We start from the raw sequence: 15,903 nt of genomic DNA, 5'->3' as shown, positions 1-15,903 counted from the left end.
ATATGTTATGACGAATTTACGCATCATCCACCACAATGCGTCTGACGTGGCCGTCATCACGGCATCGAGCCAGTCGGGGGGGCTCACCGCAGCAAACCTGTTGACGGACATTAAATCCGAAGTATGGAGATCCACAGGCACGAGCGCCACCCTGCGCGCTGTTTTTCCCTCGACCGCTTTGATCGGCGCCTTAGCGCTGCCATTTTGCAACTTGAGTTCGGCCGCCACCTTGCGTGTGCGCGGCTACGTATTGGCGAGCGATTCGACACCCGCATTCGACACTGGCACGGTGCAGGCCTGTGCGCACCAGCCGCTGGGTGCCTGGGACTGGGGTCTTGAACCCTTGGGTGTGAACGCCTTTTCGTTTGGCGGCGGCGCCTACGGGCGCATCTGGTTTGCACCGGCTTGGGTGGAAAAGCTGGAAATTGACATCGATGACGCGCTCAATCCTGCCGGCTACATCGAGGCGTCGCGTCTGGTCGCCGGCATGTACTGGTCGCCTGAAAGCAATGCCGATTATGGCGCTTCGGTGACGGCCGACGACGCCAGCCAGCATTACCGCAACGAGGGCGGTGATTTGCTGACGAATGTGGGACCGCGCAGCCGCAAGCTGGCTCTGAGCCTGACTGCCATGTCGCCACCCGACCGCAGCAAGTTGATGGCCATCTTGCGCGGCAATGGCAAGTCGCGTCCGGTCTTCATCAGCCTCTTTCCGGAATCCGACGACCCCTTGCTGGAGCAGGATCACCAAGTGTACGGCAAGCTGCCCGAGGCGATTGCCGTCACCACGCCGCAATTCGAACGTTATTCCACATCCATTACTGTAGAGGAAATCTGATGCCAGCCAATTTTTATCCCGGGCAAACGGACTATGTGCGCAAGCTCAATGAGTTGGCGCTTGCTCGTGACATCGCGGATATTCCGCGCAATGCAGCTGCAGCTACGGCAGCTGCGGTGGAGGCAGCACATTCCGCAACTAGTGCCAGCGCCGATGCGGGTAGAGCATCGGCATCAGCCGTATCCGCAGGCACCGCGTTTGCTTCGCTCGACGCGCGCTATCTTGGCGCCAAGTCGCTGCCGCCAGACGTTGACCATAATGGCGGCGCGCTGCTGGCCGGCGCGACCTACTGGGACACGGTGCTGAACGGCGGCTGCCTGCGCGTATTTCAGGCTGGCGCCTGGGTGACGATACCGTCCAACGTGGCGTCGCAGATAAGCAGCACGCCGGTGGGGGGGATTATTGCGACGAATGTGCAGGCGGCGCTGAATGAGCTTGAGCTGAAAAAGGCGGCAACGACCAGCCTGGCCAAGGTGGCTATTTCCGGCAACAAAGTTGATGTTGGCCTGGGGAATGTAGACAATACCGCAGACGCGTCAAAACCAGTTAGCGCCGCGGTGGACAGCGCGTTGTCATTGAAAGCCAATGCATATAACGCGGTGTTTGGCGGTGTCATCGGCGGGGATTTCTCCAATGCGATTCACGATGCCCGTGTGCTGTTGCGCACGACAAGCGCCAATAGTTCCACGATTGTTGGTGCGATTCCTAACGGTACCGGGACGGTCGCCCAATTCAATGCCTATGCCGATGATAATCCGCAGAATACCTCCTTGGCCTCGCTAGGCGTAATCAGAGCCGATAGTGTCAGGCTTTCTTCCTCACAAATTGGTACGGGAAGTTACCTTCCCCTGAAGTTTTATACCGGTAGTGCCAACACCATGACTCTTGGTGTCAACGGCAACGTGAGCGTGGGAGAGCAGCGTCCGGTTGTTGGCTACAGGTATCTGGATGTGGTGAATGAGGCCAATGGAACTGGCAATTGCTCGATCATACGGCTGATTACAAAGGCTGTATCGGGAGGAGGATCCACCTCGGCGGATATCCTGAAGAATTCCAATGGTCAATTTGCGATGATTAAATACGAGCCGAGCAGTGCCGGGACCATTTACTTCAGAACAAGTACATCAGACGCGACCTTGTTCCCGGGAGGGTTTCAGGTAATTGCGCCGGGCCAGAATTCATTGGCCGTCAAATCAGTCGCGGGTTACTCGGCACTGGCATTAGATGCGGCGCAGGGCCAGGCATCGTATATTTTTAGTTATAACAATGCGATCGAGCATGGACGTGCCTGGTTTGATAATAATGCAATACTGGGTGGTTTCAATATCGCAGTAAAGCGAGCCGGTGTTTTAACTGCCATACTTTGCGTGCAAGGAGATTTCGTCTACCCATTCGAAGACAATGTGATTGGGTTGGGCAGCTTCAACCGGCGCTGGACAAATGTATACGCGTCTTCTGGTACGGTTCAGACATCCGATGCCAGGCATAAATCGGCAGTCGTTGCCATGTCTGAGCACGAAATCGCGGCTGCAAGCCAACTGGCCAGAGAAATAGGTAAGTATCGCTTCCTGGATGCGGTGAAGGAGAAGGGAGCTGCAGCGCGTCAGCATGTTGGCATGACGGTGCAGCGGGCAATCGCAGTCATGGAAAGCCACCAGCTCGATCCGTTCGCCTACGGCTTTATTTGCTATGACGAGTGGGGTGAAAAAACCACCGAGCACCCAGAGATCCAGCCGCCGGATCAAATGCCCCCACCTGTTGTGAACCACCATGAAGCCACGGATACTGCTGAGGCCCACGACGAAGTGCTCACTGTGGGAAATACCGCACCTGGCGCGGTTCAAGCTGCTCGAACGGTAGTTCAACCCGCCGGCAGTATCTACAGTTTCCGTCCTGATGAATTAAATCTGTTTATCGCGCGTGGCCAGGCCGCCCGCCAGGATCAGCTGGAACTCCGGCTTGCTGCGCTTGAGCTTGCTGGCTAGCCATCTACTTGTTACCACTTCCACCCGCTTCGGCGGGTTTTTTCATTTCCACCATCTGAAAGGCAACCATGGCCCTCGAAACCACCGCCGCTGGCGGCGCATTGATCAAACTGTTTGGCGTGCCCGTGCTGGCCGGCGCCGCCGCCACGTCGCTGGGCTTCATGTTCATGTGGCCCCAATCCACCAAGGAGGCATTTATTCGTTTTTGTTCCAGCATCATCATTTCCACCTTTCTCGGCCCTGTGCTCGTGGCCGCCGTGCTGTCGTGGTGGCCCAGCCTGTTCGACAGCGCCAAGACCGTGGCGGGCCTGTATGGCGGCGACCCCGCCACGGGGTTTTTATTCATCGCCGCACCGCTGATGGTGGCGGCCGGCTTGCCTGCCTGGTGGGTGCTGGGTGCCTGCGTGCGCTGGTTCGACAAGCGGCGCGGCAAGGACATCGGCGAACTGGCGGCCGATGCGGCCGCTGCCGTCAAGGATGTGCGGGGCATGCTGTGACCGGCGCGCAATTGATGCAGATCATGCCGCTGGCCGGCCGCCGCGCTACACTGTTCCTGGTGCCACTGAATGCGGCGATGATGGAATTCGGCATCGATCGAACACCGCTGCGCCAAGCGTCGTTCCTGGCGCAGGTCGGTCACGAATCGGGACAGTTGCGTTACGTGCGCGAGCTGGCCAGCGGCGCGGCCTATGAAGGGCGCGCCGACCTGGGCAATGTGATCGCCGGCGATGGCGTGCGCTTCAAGGGGCGCGGCTTGCTGCAGGTGACGGGGCGCGCCAATTATGCCGCGTGCGGCGTGGCGCTGGGCCTCGACCTGCTGGCGGCGCCGCAGTTGCTGGAGGCGGCGACTTTCGCGTGTCGCTCGGCGGGCTGGTTCTGGCAATCGCGCGGCTTGAACCACCTGGCCGATGCGGGCGACCAGGAACGGGTGACGCGCCGCATCAATGGTGGCGTGAATGGCCTGGCCGAGCGTCTGGCCCTGTATCAAGCAGCGCGCAAGGTGCTGGCATGAAGCCGTCGTTGAGCATCCTGGCCATGCTGTTGCTGCTGGGCGCGGCCGTGTTTTGCGCCCAGCGTTGGGGCCATGAGGCGGGCCGTGCCGCGTGCGCGGCGCAAGTGCTGGAGGTGCAAGCCGTGTTGAAGCGCCAGAACCAGGCGTTGAATACGATGCGGGAGGAGGGCGCGCGCCGGTCGGCGCGGGTAGGGCAGGCACTGGCCAAGGCGCAGACCGGACAGGCAGACGCGCAAGCGGCTGCGGCGCGCATCCTGGCGCTGCGGTCCGAAGGTGATGCCTGCCGTGCCGCCGAGGCGCTGATCGCCAGCGAAATGCCATGAGGCCGCCGCGTGAGAATGAGCGGAGTGTGCGGTGGCAGGCAGGACGGCGGAGTGGCCAGTGCGCCGCCGAGCTATTGCTGCTGAGTTTGCTGAGCGGCTGTACTGCATGGGTGCCGGCATCGAAGGTGGAAGCTTGGCCCATGAGTGCGTCGTGCATAGCCACGCGCCCCGTCGCGCCCGCCTTGCCGCCGGTGCCGTCCCATGGCATCTTCGAGCAAGTGCAAGCTTTGCTGGCGCGCGAGCAATTGCGTGCCGCCCATGTACGCCAGCTGGAAATGCTGCTCGATGCCTGCTCCGGGGGCTAACAACGCCTGACAACGCCTGATAAATCGTAGCGAGCGGAAGGAGGGGCCGGCGCCTCCCCGTTTGCTCAAGAAGCGCAACTGCACGAAGTACGTGGCCGCCGAGGCAGTGAGCGTGGCGGGCCGTGAATTACGACATGCAGCAGATTTTGACTGGCGTTCCAAGCTTCATTCACCCGTCACCGATGGCCTGCCAGCGCTGCCGCCTTCTGGTGCAGGCGCGGGGCGGCATGCGAGAAAACGGTGCATCCGCCGTCAAATTGCGCGATCTCTGGTGATTTTCGGCACAATTCCTGTATACAATCCACCTGGCACGATGCGTGCATGGCATACCTTGGTCATCCCATCCAAGGAGCTTCGCATGCCTCATTCGCCGCCAGTGTGTTCCTGTCTTCCCGTTTCTCTCTTGCTTTTCCGTTGTGCCTGCGCCCATCCGGGGCGCGGTAACCCAGGAAATGGAGCGTAAATGGCCACTCCCCGTCTGAAATCCATCCACCGCAGCGCGCCCGGCACCGTGCCTGCCGCGCCATCGCCCGTCGATGAAATCCTGCCAGCCGGCAAACTGTTCACCCTGGGCTTGCAGCACGTGCTCGTCATGTATGCGGGCGCCATCGCCGTGCCGCTGATCGTCGGCCGCGCCCTCAAGCTGCCGCCCGAGCAGGTGGCGGCATTGATCAGTGCCGACCTGTTCTGCTGCGGCCTCGTCACCCTTATCCAGTCCCTGGGCATCGGCAAGTATTTCGGCATCCGCCTGCCCGTGATGATGGGCGTGACCTTTGCCGCCGTCAGTCCCATGTTGGCCATGGCAAACAATCCGACCCTGGGTATCACCGGCATCTTTGGCGCCGTGATCGGCGCCGGCGTCGTCTCCATGCTGATCGCTCCCTTCATCAGCCGCCTGCTGGCCCTGTTTCCGCCCGTGGTCACCGGCAGCATCATTGCCGTGATCGGCGTGTCGCTGTCGCTGATGCGAGTGGGTGTGAACTGGGCCATGGGCGGGCCGCCGGCCATGGCGCAGATCGCCGACCCGGTTTTCGCCAAGATGGCCGCTGCCGCCACGGCGGCCGGCTTGCCCGCGCCTGCGGGACCCGTGCCCCTGATCGCCAACCCCGGCTACGGCGCGCTGGATAACATGGGCATCGCCTTCTTCGTGCTGGCCGTCATCTTGCTGGTGGCCAAGTATGGCCGCGGTTTCCTGTCGAATATCGCCGTGTTGATCGGCATCATCGCCGGCACGGCCCTGTCGTTTGCGCTGGGCAAGGCCGATTTCGCCAAGGTGGCCGGCGCCAAGGCCTTTGCCATCGTCACGCCATTCCAGTTCGGCATGCCGACCTTCGACCTGGTCGCCATCGTGACCATGAGTTTGGTGATGATCGTCGTCATGATCGAGTCCCTGGGCATGTTTTTGGCGCTGGGAGAGATGACGGACAAGCGCATCACGCAGGCCGACATCAGTCGCGGCTTGCGCGTCGACGGCCTGGGCACCCTGATCGGCGGCATCTTCAATACCTTTCCGTACACCTCGTTCTCGCAAAACGTGGGCCTGGTGGGCGTGACGGGCGTGCGCAGCCGCTGGGTCTGCGTGGCGGCCGGCCTCATCCTGCTGGTGATGGGCGTGATTCCGAAGATTGCGCAGACGGCCGAAGCCGTGCCGGCGTTCGTGCTGGGCGGGGCAGGGCTGGTGATGTTTGGCATGGTCGCCGCCACCGGCATCCGCATCCTGGCCGGCGTCGACTACAAGAGCAACCGCAACAACCTGTTCATTGTCGCCCTGGCTATCGGCTTCGGCATGCTGCCGCTGGTGGCGGAACAGTATGCGCAGCACATGCCCAAGGCCCTGTCGCCGTTGCTGCACAGCGGCATCCTGCTGGCCGCCATCGTCGCCGTGCTGCTCAATCTGTTCTTCAACGGCCTGGCGTCGCAGGAAAGTGCGCGGGAGCAGGCGCGCGACAACAGTCATGGCAGCGAGTAAGGTGCCGCCCCGTGTCCTGATATAAATGGCACGCGCCGCATGCCGGTCAGCCAGGCGGCAGAGTCCTCAGCACCACGCAATTGCGCCCCGCATCCTTGGCCTGGTACAGCGCGGCATCGGCCAGGCGCAACAGGGTGTCCGGATCGGCGGCGCCCGGTGGCGGCTGGACCGCGATGCCGACGCTGATCGTCACATGCTGCGCTTCCGCGCTCGCGTGGGCGATGCCCAGGGCTTCGATGGCGCGCCGCAGCGCTTCGCCGGTCTGGCGCGCTTCGTCCGCGCCGGTGTTCGGCAGCACGATGGAAAACTCTTCGCCGCCGTAGCGCGCCGTCAGGTCGCCCGCGCGCCGCATGCCTGCCGCCAGCGCCTGCGCGACCCGGACCAGGCAGGCGTCGCCGGCCTGGTGGCCGTGACGGTCGTTGTAGCGCTTGAAGTAGTCGACATCGAGCATGATGACGGCAAGCGGCTGGCCGACGCGCGTGGCGCGCGCACATTCGGTGCGCAGCACGTCGTCGAAATGGCGCCGGTTCGCAAGGCCCGTCAGGCCGTCGGTGATGGACAGGGTCGCCAGCTTGCGGTTGGCGTCCTCCAGCTGTTCCGTGCGTTCGGCAACGCGCCGCTCCAGGCTGTCATGCAGCCTGGCGCTGGAGATCGAGATCATCGCCTGTGCGCCGAGCATGCGCAGGAACGCCACGCGTTCTTCCGTGAACGAGGCGTCGGCCAGCCGGTTCTCGAAGTACAGGATGCCGCCGATCTGGCCGCCGTGCCGGATCGGCAGGCACATGACGGCGCGCGGCCGCTGCAATTGCACGTAGGGGTCGGCGGCAAAGCGCGAGACGGCCATGATGGAGTCCTCGATCACCTCGGTGCCAGTGCGGATGACGTAGCGCAGCAGCGACAGCGGAAACTGCGGGTCGCTGGCGGCGTTCAGGTCGAGCTGGCGCGACTGCAGCACGGTGGTGACATCGCCATCGATATTGGCCTCCAGCTGGTAGCTGCTGCCTTCGGCGAGCAGCAGCAGGCGCGCTACCTGTCCGCCGGCGTTTTCGCAGACGATGGAAATGAGGCGCGTCAGCACGTTGCGCAGGCCGACTTCGTTCGACAGGATTTGTGCCGCCTTCAGCAGCGACACCAGGTCGAGCGCGGAACTGCCGTGCGTGTGGGAGACTGAATGCGGCTGGGTGCTGCGGCCGTCCATCCTGGACAGCAGCGCAGTGTGGCGCGCCCGCAGCTGCGCCACCTTGCCCTCCGCGCCCCACTGGCCGTAGCGCGCGATGGCGTCGCGGATGAAGACGGCCGCCACGCGCGCCTGTCCCTGGTCATGCCAGCATTCGCCGCACAGCTCATTGCCCAGCGCTTGCACGTTGACGTAGCCTGCCAGGCCGGCCGCGTCGATCGCCTGCTGGTAGCAGCGCGTGGCCAACTGCAGGTCTTGCCGGTAGCGTGCCATCTCGGCCATCACCAGCAGATGTTTGGCAGCGCTATTGTCCGAGCCCTGCCTGGCCCACTCGGCCAGATTGCCCTGCAGCGTGCCGATCACGGCCAGCACATCGCCCGCATCGGGACGCGCGGGAGCGCGCCGCAAGGCGCGGATCAGGATCAGTGCGGCGTAGAAGCTGGACTCGGCAACCTTGGCCTGGCCGCGCATGATCTGGGTGACGATGCCGAGCTGGCCGGCCAGCAGCTCGGCGTCGGCGCCGTCGAACAGATAGGCGTTGCGTATCTTCCCTTGCAAGAAGTAGGCGCGGTACAGCTGCGAGCCGCCATACCGATCGAGGAAGCGCGTCTCGCTGAAGCCAGCATCGTCGTAGCTGTCGTGACGGGGCAGGAGGCCCATCAGGCACTTGATCGGCTGGACTGCGGCGGCGACGCAGCAATCGGCCATCGCCTGCTGGCCGTTGGCGCGCATCAGCGCCAGGTCGTGCTCGATGTCGTGCATCAGGTGCGGCAGGTAGTCGCCGAGGATGATACGGTCGGTGGCGCGCACGGCCGCCACCACGCCGACCTGGACGAAATCGGCGATTTCCAGCGCCCAGCCAAACGCTTCTTCGTACAGGGCGTCGGAGCTGCGCAGCGGCTGCGTCCAGTGGTTGCTGAGCGCGCCGAACATCAGGCCTGTGAGCGTGCGCGTCTGCAGGTTGTCGCGGCGCCTGGCCAGCGCCATCGCCATCGCGCCGAAGGCGTAGCCGCGCGCGACGTCGCCGCCGTACAGAACCAGCATCAGCGCGTAGCCGACATAGGCGACTGCGCTGAAATCGCTGTTCCCCCGCTGCATGGACAGCCGCGTCATCGACACCACCATCAGCGCGCTGAGATCCTGCTGGCCGGCGTAGTAGCTGGCCATCCACAGACCCTGCATCATCTGCATCGCGGCCACCGCGTCCGGCTCGCACATGTCGTCGGCCGCCAGCAAGGTCTCGGGCGCATGCGCGCCAGGCAGCCGCCCGATGTCGGCGAGAATGTCCGCGAAGCGCGCCTTCATGTGCGCCACCTCGTGCGGAATGTCGATGTTCAGCTGCGCCAGGCCGTCGCGCTGCACGGCGATGGCGTCAAGCAGGCGGCCCTGCAATTGATACTGGTGCGCCTGGATGGCGATGCAGCGCAGCTGCGGCAGCGGGCTCAGGGCGCGGGCGCGCACCAGCGGGTAGATCGCCTCCGCGGCATCGAACTGGCCGCACAGGTAGGCCGCTTCGGCAGCACCGAGCTGCAGGTCGAGCCAGAGCCCGGCGTGGACTTCCCACGCCTGTGGCGGCAGCAGGCCGAGACCGATCCGCATGTGCTCCAGGGTGGACTGGAACGCGGCGGAACGTCGTGCCTTGACGCCGGCCTGCAGATTGAGCGTTGCCAGCCGCAGGCGCTCGCCCGCATCGTTGATCAGCGCGCGGCCGGCGTTGAACTGCTCGACGATCTCGAACAGCGACTCGTCCTGACGCTCCGGCGTCGCATGCCGCAGCAGCAGGCGGCCGATGAGCAGATGGTTGGCCGCGCGCGCGCCGTCGTCATCGGCGACCAGATAGGCGGCCTGCTGCACCCGGTCGTGCAGGAAGCGGTAAGCGACGCCGCTGTTGACCGCATCGGTGTCGCCATTGACGTACTTGTAGCGTTCGTCGAGCGGCTGGATCAATCCTGCCCTGAGCGCCGGCCACAGATCTTGCTGCGTTTGCCGGGGCGTGCGCTCCGTTGCCAGCGCGAGCGTGTCGAGCGTGAAGCGATTGCCGCAGGAAGCGGCCAGTTGCAGCAGGTGCTGCGTGACGCCGGGCAGGCGGCGGATTTTCTCCAGCAGCACTTCGACCACGTTATCGGTATATTTGGCCTGTTGTATCGCGGGCAAGTCCCAGTCCCAGCAATCGCCCTCGGCCCGGTAGCGCAGATGGCCCGTTTCATTGAGCGCAACGAGGAACTGGTTGAGGAAAAAGGGATTGCCGGCCGTCTTGCGGTAGCAAATGCTGGTCAGCGGCGCGCAGTCGGGGGCCGCCACGCGCACGGTGGCCGAAACCATTTGCGCCACCTGCGGCTCGCTCAGCGCGCCCAGCGACAGCGTCGACAGGCGTACCTCGCGCGCGCGCAGCTTGTCGCGCAGCGCGATGAGCGGATGCGCGGGACCCACTTCGTTGTCGCGGTACGCGCCGATGAACAGCAGGCAGCTCTTGTCGCACGAGACCATCAGCAATTCGATCATCCGCAGCGTGGCCGCATCGGCCCATTGCAGGTCGTCGAGGAACAGCACCAGCGGATGCCCGGCAGAGGCGAATACTTCGACGAAGCGGGGGAAGAGACGATCCAGGCGCAGCTGGGCCTGTGCCGGCGCCGACGCGGGCGTCGTGTCGCTGGGGCCGGCGATCAAGGCCAGCTGGGGAATCAGTTCGACGATCACGCCCATGCCGCTGCCCAGGGCCGCGTGCAGTTTGGCGGACCACTGGCGCAGCGTTTCCTCGGGCTGGCCCAGCAGCTGGTGCACCAGCCCCTGGAAGGCCTGGATCAGCGGGGCATACGGCATGTCGCGCTGGAGCTGGTCAAATTTGCCGGACAGGAAACAGCCGCGCCGGGCGATGATGGGCTTTTGCACTTCGTTGACGACTGCCGACTTGCCGATGCCGGAATGGCCGGCCACCAGCAGTATCTCGCACCTGCCCGCGGTGCTGCGTTCAAACGCCGCCAGCAGCATGGCGATGGCATCCTCGCGCCCATGCAGCGTTTGCGGCACGAGGAAGCGGCCGTTGTGGTCGGACAGCTTGAGCGCCTGGGCCGGCTTTTTCGCGCGGCATGCTTCGAGGTCGCTGCGCAGGCCCTGCAAGCTCTGGTAGCGCTGATCGGCATTTTTCTCCAGCAGCCGCTGGATGATCGGCAGCAGCTGGCCCGGCAAGCTTGCCAGCGCCGGGTGCGACCAGTCCGGACTGCGCGCAATGTGGCAATGCACGAGTTCCATCTCGTCGCCTGTCTCGAACGGCGCCTGGCCGGCCAGCAATTCGTAGAAGGTGGCGCCCAGTGCATAGAAATCGGCGCGCCAATCGACCCGCCGGTTCATGCGCCCCGTCTGTTCCGGCGCCATGTAGCGCAGCGTGCCTTCCAGCGTCTGGAGATTGACGATGCCATGGCTTTCGTACGGCAGTTCACAGGCGATGCCGAAATCGATCAGCTGCAGCAGGCGCCGCTCGCCATTCCACACCAGGTTGGAGGGATTGATATCCTTGTGAATCACGCCCTGACGATGGACGGCCTCCAGCGCCGCGCACAGTTGCAGCGCGATGTCGAAAAAGTCGTCCAGCGCCAATGCGGGCTGCGACGGCGTCCTGCGCGCCGCCAGCTGCGTGCGCAGCACCTGGTCGAGCGCCTGGCCGCCGCTATCTTCCACGATCATCGTCCAGTGCCCGCCGTGCAGCTGCAGCGCCAGCGGATGCGCCACGCCAGGATGGCGGCAGCGGCGCGCGATCGCATATTCGCGCTTGAATTGCGCCACTTGCTGAAAAGAGGGGAACTGCTGATTGGGTTTCTTGACGACCAGCGCCGTGCCATCTGCTGCCCTGGCGCGGTAAACCCGTGAGCGGGCACCGCTGTGCAGCTGTTTGATGATCTCGTGGTCGAAAAGGGAGCGCATGGGCTGGGCTAGCGGTACACAGACGGTTGCGGGAGCCTTGAGGCGCACATTTCGGGGTATTGCTTGGTTGTAAGTATTATATCAGGAGGGGGCTTGGGGGAAGGGAGGGTGGGGGCGGGGTGTTGTAAAAACGTCAGTGGAGGCAGGCGAGTCCGGGGGCCGTACGGAACAACGGCGCATCTCCATATCGGGTGGATCATGCGCCGCAGCCTTGTCAATTCAGGACCAATTTTTGAGTTATGAACGTCCCAGGGATGGGTCGCTCACGGAATCCTTGCCATTTTCGATTCGTCCCGCGACGCGGCGCCGGAAAGTCTTCTGAGTACTGCAGGTAACGGAGAAGTCATACCAGTTGCCGCTGTCGGCCAGCGACCAGTGATACGATCCTACCTCACCGGCGGCTACCTCGATGGTCCACGGGCCATCGCTGCGATATGCTTCTGCCGATACTGTGAATATGCAACGCGCGCTGCTTTTGTTGTGCAGTTTGAGTACGAGTTCAGTAGGGCTGCACCTCATGTAGCAGGCTTGAATTTCCGGACCTCGGGGATCGCCCTGTTCCTTGAGGTCACCGGCAAAGTGGCGATGAAAGCCGTTGGGGCCGAGCACCCACAAGCGGTACGCACCGTTATCGGACGCAACTTCCCAGCTGCCTTCCAGCGTCTTGCCGGCCTCTACGACATAGCGCCGCGGGATCCGGTCCAGATGCAATTCGTCATACACGTGAAACACCGCGCCGGCCTGGTTGCTGCTGTCGTTGGCAAACACCAACGTCACTTTTTTTGCGCCTGCGCCTGCGTCGGCGCGAGCCGTTACATGTAATACATACGGCAGGGCGCGCGATGGACGGGTACCCGCCGTCTGCACCGGTAACTTGGCTGTAGTAGAGGCCAACGGTCTCGCCAGCGTGCGCGCCTTGCCCTGGCTTAGTGCCAGCGCATCCACATCCGCTTTGCTGCCGTGCCCGGTAAGCGTTGGCAACGCCCCCGTATTCGGGTTCACAAAATTAAAGCAAGAGGTCAGGTCGCCACAGACGGCGCGCCGGTAAGCGCTGATCTGCGGCTCGAGGACGCCAAACCGCTTCTCAAGAAATTGCAGCACTGAGGTATGGTCGAAGACCTGCGAGTTGACCCAGCCGCCACGACTCCACGGTGAGACGATCCACATCGGCACACGCATTCCTGGGCCGTACGGCCGACCATCGATGCCTGGTTGAAGATTGGTCGCCGGTTTGTGGTTGTGATACTCGACCGCGATGTCGGCCTTGTCGAGCGTAGTGGCACCTGCGACGCTGCCGTCAGGATTGACCGAGGGCGCGCACGGCGGTGGCAGGTGATCGAAGAAACCGTCGTTCTCGTCATAGTTGATCAGCAGCACGGTCTTGCTCCATACATCAGGATTCGCCGTGAGCGCATCGAGAACCTGCTGGATATACCAGCCGCCTTGGGCAGGGCTGGAGTATCCAGGATGCTCACAGTAGGCCGAAGGCGCAATGATCCAGGAAACGGCTGGCAACTTGCCGTTGGAGATGTCTTCGCGGAAGGTTTCCAGGAAGCCGTGAGGCATGGTGTTGTGGAATCCCTTGGCCAACGGGCTGAGGGCGTCGTCGATGCTGGCGTCATAGAATGGGCCGGCGCGGGTGACATCCTGTCTGATGTCGGAGGAGGGAGCATGGAGCGGACGGCGATTGGCGGGAAGTCTTTCAATTTCAGCGCGCCAGTGGCGAAAACTGCTCATTTCGTTGCAACCAAAGTTGTCGACCAGGCTCTGGTACACCTTCCAGCGCACTCCGGCCTTTTCCAGGCGGTCCGCATACGTCGTCCAGGTCCATCCTTCGCTCGAAGGCCCGATGTTGTTGCCGATGTTGTACTGGTTGTCGAGTGCCGCTATCTCCACTTTCTTGCCATCTATGGGGTTCCGGCCGTTGGGACCGTTTGTGCCGGTAAAATAGAACAGCCGGTTTGCAATTGTCCCCGCGTGGATGCCACAGTGATAGTGGTCGCAGACGGTGAAGGCATCGGCCAGCGCGCGTTGAAACGGCACCTCCGCCGTATCGAAATATCCCATGGAAAGGGAACCCTTGGAGTCTGGCCAACGATTCATCCGGCCATGATCCCACGCCGCCTGCGAGTCGCCCCATGAGTGCGGTGCGCTGCCGGCGCGTTGCGCGTTGCCCTTGGTTTCATCAAGATGGAAGGGAATATACGTGCCGGCAGATTTTGGCTGGGTATGGGTCTGGTACATGATGTTGCTCCCGTTCGGCGACGGCGCGACGAATCGGTCACCGTATCCCCGGACGCCCTTGAAGGTGCCGAAGTGGCTATCGAATGAGCGGTTTTCCATCATGATCATGACGACATGCTGAACATCATTGATCGTCCCCGTGACGTTATTGGCTTCTATGGCCAGGGCGCGCCGGATCGCTGGCGGAAATGCGGACAAGGCTGCAAGGGACGCCATCGTGCCGAACGAATTGCGCAGGAACTGGCGTTTGGAATTGTTTGTAGACATGGTGGAGTAGCCGCAGGTAACGATGTTGGGTGGATAGGTGATCCGGTGGCGAAGGGTGCCTGGCGGTTACCATGTCAGGGCGTGGGGGCGCATTGCGACTTCTCGCACGTCGATGGGGGCGGAGGAGGGCTGGGGCTCAGAGTCGGAGCCGAGGCTGAGGTTCCACCGCCACAGGCTGTCAATGCGCATAGCCATGACAAGGACAGGACGAGCCGGAGACGGTCACGCGACAGACGCAAGGTTGGGGAAGCTGTTTTCATTTGGTTAGGCCAAAAGGTTGATTGCATACGCAACGACCTGCCTGGGTGTGCTGCGTGATCACCCAGTCTTGGCCACTGTCGCAGGTTTGTTCGTGGGCATTGCACTGCAATACCCGGAACCAGGGAAGTGCTGGTCAATTCTTTTCTTGGTGAGGTTGAAGTCTCAAAGGGGCGAATGGCGAACCGCTCCAGCCATTTCCTGTCGAGCGGTGCCGAGCAACATGCCCCAAGGGGGACTCGCTGTCGATCATGGACAGGACACTGTCGCGTCGGATCTGCTTTTTCTTGACGGGGGATTCAAGGTCGGAAAAGTTCTTTTGCATGATCGATGGCGGCCTGGGAGAGTAACTATATTGTCTCAGATGAACGCGCCGCAGGGAATGGCGGCCGATGAATTAATCTATGCTTCTTAAGGAAACCGAATGAAATCTCTAAATCTTATCCAGAAAGATGAATGGGTGGAGCACTAGAAAAAAGCCTGGCATAAGGTCATCTTGAAAAACATTTGTAGCGATGTGCAATGCACTGAAACAGAGGCCCCACTCTGCATGCACATCATTGCTGCGTCATGCATTGAAGCTTATTCGTCCTGTAATCAATGATGTTGATTAAAAGCAGTTCTTCAGCAGAGAAGCCATCTTATGGCTCCCTCCCATGTGACTGCGCAGAGGCACCGGTATCCAACGTTCGGGTTTCAGTTCATTCGGGCGGTTTTTTATTGCCTGATCACTGCCTTATCTATCCAAGCGTGATCGCCATATCCTCGGTGCTCTCGTGGCATAGATATGGGGCATGCGCAAATCTCTGTGGCCGACCATGCGCGCCAGGTCCAGCACGTTTAATTTTATTTTCAATCGTGAGATGGCTGCATGCCGGCTGTCGTGCAGGGTTTGCCCTTCGATGCAGGATTGTTCGTGCGCTTTGCGGAACAGGGCATCGAGCGAGGCGGCAATACCGAACAATGGCGCATCGCCGGAGTCCGGCAGCAGCGCCAGTAGTTAGCGCGCGCGTCGATAGCGGCACGTCACGCCGCACGCCGTTTTTGTTGATCCGAGGTAGGCAGGCAAGCGGGCGACGGCGCCGTCAACCCAGGCTGGCATCAGGCCGCAAATTTCTCCGACTCGCATCGCCGTTTCGATGGCGAAGAGGTAGGCGGCGACAGCCACGGCCTGGCTCTTCGTCGTCATAGGCTCGTCGGTGAAGCCCGGTGCGTTGCACCGCCTCGGCCATGGTGCTGCATGTGTTAGATTCCCGAGTGCCGTGGATGGCGATCTCTGCCCGCCAACCGCCAACCCGTTTCCTGAACGAAGCCATGCATCCCTCTCGTTGGGGCGTAATCACGGCGTAAATCTGGCGTAATCGCTACAGGTTCTTGTCGGATTTACTCTGAATAAGGGGAAATGTCGGGACGTAAAAAAACCACTAAACCGTTGATTGTATTGGGTTTAATGGCTTTTTTTTATGTTTCTGAATTCTGTGCGCTGGTGCCCGGAGCCGGAATCGAACCGGCACGCCCTTACAGGCGGGAGATTTTAAGTCTCCAGTGTCTACCAGTTTCACCATCCGGGCAGCGCGGCGAGATTCTAGCACAAGAGATAGGCGTTA

12 protein-coding genes and 1 tRNA gene are annotated in these 15,903 nt (G+C 62.2%); 9 read left to right on the top strand and 4 right to left on the bottom strand.

Annotation, left to right across the window (positions count from 1 at the left end):
* Positions 1–46 precede the first annotated feature (46 nt).
* The 8 genes from ACQVLG_RS26745 (at position 47) to ACQVLG_RS26710 (ending at position 6,432) form a co-directional block, all read left to right on the top strand.
* Complete coding sequence (locus tag ACQVLG_RS26745) at positions 47–838, top strand: hypothetical protein (RefSeq protein WP_474291799.1); 792 nt, start codon at positions 47–49, stop codon at positions 836–838.
* Positions 838–2,823 (top strand): hypothetical protein, encoded by a 1,986-nt coding sequence (locus ACQVLG_RS26740; protein WP_474291798.1) that lies wholly within the window; start codon positions 838–840, stop codon positions 2,821–2,823. Before ACQVLG_RS26745 ends, ACQVLG_RS26740 begins: the two co-directional genes overlap by 1 nt.
* A gap of 68 nt (positions 2,824–2,891) precedes the next feature.
* Positions 2,892–3,320 (top strand): hypothetical protein, encoded by a 429-nt coding sequence (locus ACQVLG_RS26735; RefSeq protein WP_034785835.1) that lies wholly within the window; start codon positions 2,892–2,894, stop codon positions 3,318–3,320.
* A complete protein-coding gene (locus ACQVLG_RS26730; protein ID WP_474291797.1) occupies positions 3,317–3,835 on the top strand; it encodes a glycoside hydrolase family 19 protein in 519 nt (172 codons plus the stop codon). Before ACQVLG_RS26735 ends, ACQVLG_RS26730 begins: the two co-directional genes overlap by 4 nt.
* Positions 3,832–4,158, top strand: coding sequence for a hypothetical protein (locus tag ACQVLG_RS26725; protein ID WP_474291796.1), 327 nt, complete (start codon positions 3,832–3,834; stop codon positions 4,156–4,158). Before ACQVLG_RS26730 ends, ACQVLG_RS26725 begins: the two co-directional genes overlap by 4 nt.
* Positions 4,159–4,298: 140 nt before the next feature.
* Entirely contained in the window at positions 4,299–4,463 is a 165-nt protein-coding gene (locus ACQVLG_RS26720) for a hypothetical protein (RefSeq protein WP_474291795.1), read from the top strand.
* 122 nt (positions 4,464–4,585) lie between these two features.
* Positions 4,586–4,738, top strand: a complete 153-nt coding sequence (locus ACQVLG_RS26715) for a hypothetical protein (RefSeq protein ID WP_474291794.1) — start codon at positions 4,586–4,588, stop codon at positions 4,736–4,738.
* Positions 4,739–4,926: 188 nt separating this feature from the next.
* Entirely contained in the window at positions 4,927–6,432 is a 1,506-nt protein-coding gene (locus ACQVLG_RS26710) for a nucleobase:cation symporter-2 family protein (protein ID WP_474291793.1), read from the top strand.
* A gap of 46 nt (positions 6,433–6,478) precedes the next feature.
* Here ACQVLG_RS26710 and ACQVLG_RS26705 read toward each other — a convergent pair whose 3' ends face one another.
* Together ACQVLG_RS26705 and ACQVLG_RS26700 are read right to left on the bottom strand one after the other, a co-directional pair.
* Positions 6,479–11,527, bottom strand: a complete 5,049-nt coding sequence (locus ACQVLG_RS26705; RefSeq protein ID WP_474291792.1) for a diguanylate cyclase domain-containing protein — start codon at positions 11,525–11,527, stop codon at positions 6,479–6,481.
* A gap of 237 nt (positions 11,528–11,764) precedes the next feature.
* Complete coding sequence (locus ACQVLG_RS26700) at positions 11,765–14,038, bottom strand: phosphocholine-specific phospholipase C (RefSeq protein WP_474291791.1); 2,274 nt, start codon at positions 14,036–14,038, stop codon at positions 11,765–11,767.
* A gap of 1,129 nt (positions 14,039–15,167) precedes the next feature.
* On the opposite strand from ACQVLG_RS26700, the gene ACQVLG_RS26695 reads away from it, so the two are divergent.
* Positions 15,168–15,296, top strand: a complete 129-nt coding sequence (locus ACQVLG_RS26695; RefSeq protein WP_474291790.1) for a hypothetical protein — start codon at positions 15,168–15,170, stop codon at positions 15,294–15,296.
* Here ACQVLG_RS26695 and ACQVLG_RS26690 read toward each other — a convergent pair whose 3' ends face one another.
* Complete coding sequence (locus tag ACQVLG_RS26690) at positions 15,297–15,485, bottom strand: hypothetical protein (protein WP_474291789.1); 189 nt, start codon at positions 15,483–15,485, stop codon at positions 15,297–15,299. It abuts the gene before it with no gap.
* A 295-nt stretch (positions 15,486–15,780) separates the two neighbouring features.
* A tRNA-Leu gene (locus ACQVLG_RS26685) sits at positions 15,781–15,867 on the bottom strand.
* Positions 15,868–15,903 lie beyond the last annotated feature (36 nt).

It is taken from the genome of Janthinobacterium sp. TPC_1 (genome assembly GCF_056037845.1).
The sequence above is the reverse complement of the archived record's forward strand: the minus strand, read 5'-3'. Positions and strand labels throughout refer to the sequence as shown.

Bases quoted from the DNA above. Each gene is read 5' to 3' on its own strand.
- ACQVLG_RS26740 (WP_474291798.1), top strand. From the start codon at position 838: ATGCCAGCCAATTTTTATCCCGGGCAAACGGACTATGTGCGCAAGCTC.
- ACQVLG_RS26735 (WP_034785835.1), top strand. From the start codon at position 2,892: ATGGCCCTCGAAACCACCGCCGCTGGCGGCGCATTGATCAAACTGTTT.
- ACQVLG_RS26725 (WP_474291796.1), top strand. From the start codon at position 3,832: ATGAAGCCGTCGTTGAGCATCCTGGCCATGCTGTTGCTGCTGGGCGCG.
- ACQVLG_RS26720 (WP_474291795.1), top strand. From the start codon at position 4,299: ATGAGTGCGTCGTGCATAGCCACGCGCCCCGTCGCGCCCGCCTTGCCG.
- ACQVLG_RS26710 (WP_474291793.1), top strand. From the start codon at position 4,927: ATGGCCACTCCCCGTCTGAAATCCATCCACCGCAGCGCGCCCGGCACC.
- ACQVLG_RS26705 (WP_474291792.1), bottom strand. From the start codon at position 11,527: ATGCGCTCCCTTTTCGACCACGAGATCATCAAACAGCTGCACAGCGGT.
- ACQVLG_RS26700 (WP_474291791.1), bottom strand. From the start codon at position 14,038: ATGTCTACAAACAATTCCAAACGCCAGTTCCTGCGCAATTCGTTCGGC.
- ACQVLG_RS26695 (WP_474291790.1), top strand. From the start codon at position 15,168: ATGCCGGCTGTCGTGCAGGGTTTGCCCTTCGATGCAGGATTGTTCGTG.
- ACQVLG_RS26690 (WP_474291789.1), bottom strand. From the start codon at position 15,485: ATGACGACGAAGAGCCAGGCCGTGGCTGTCGCCGCCTACCTCTTCGCC.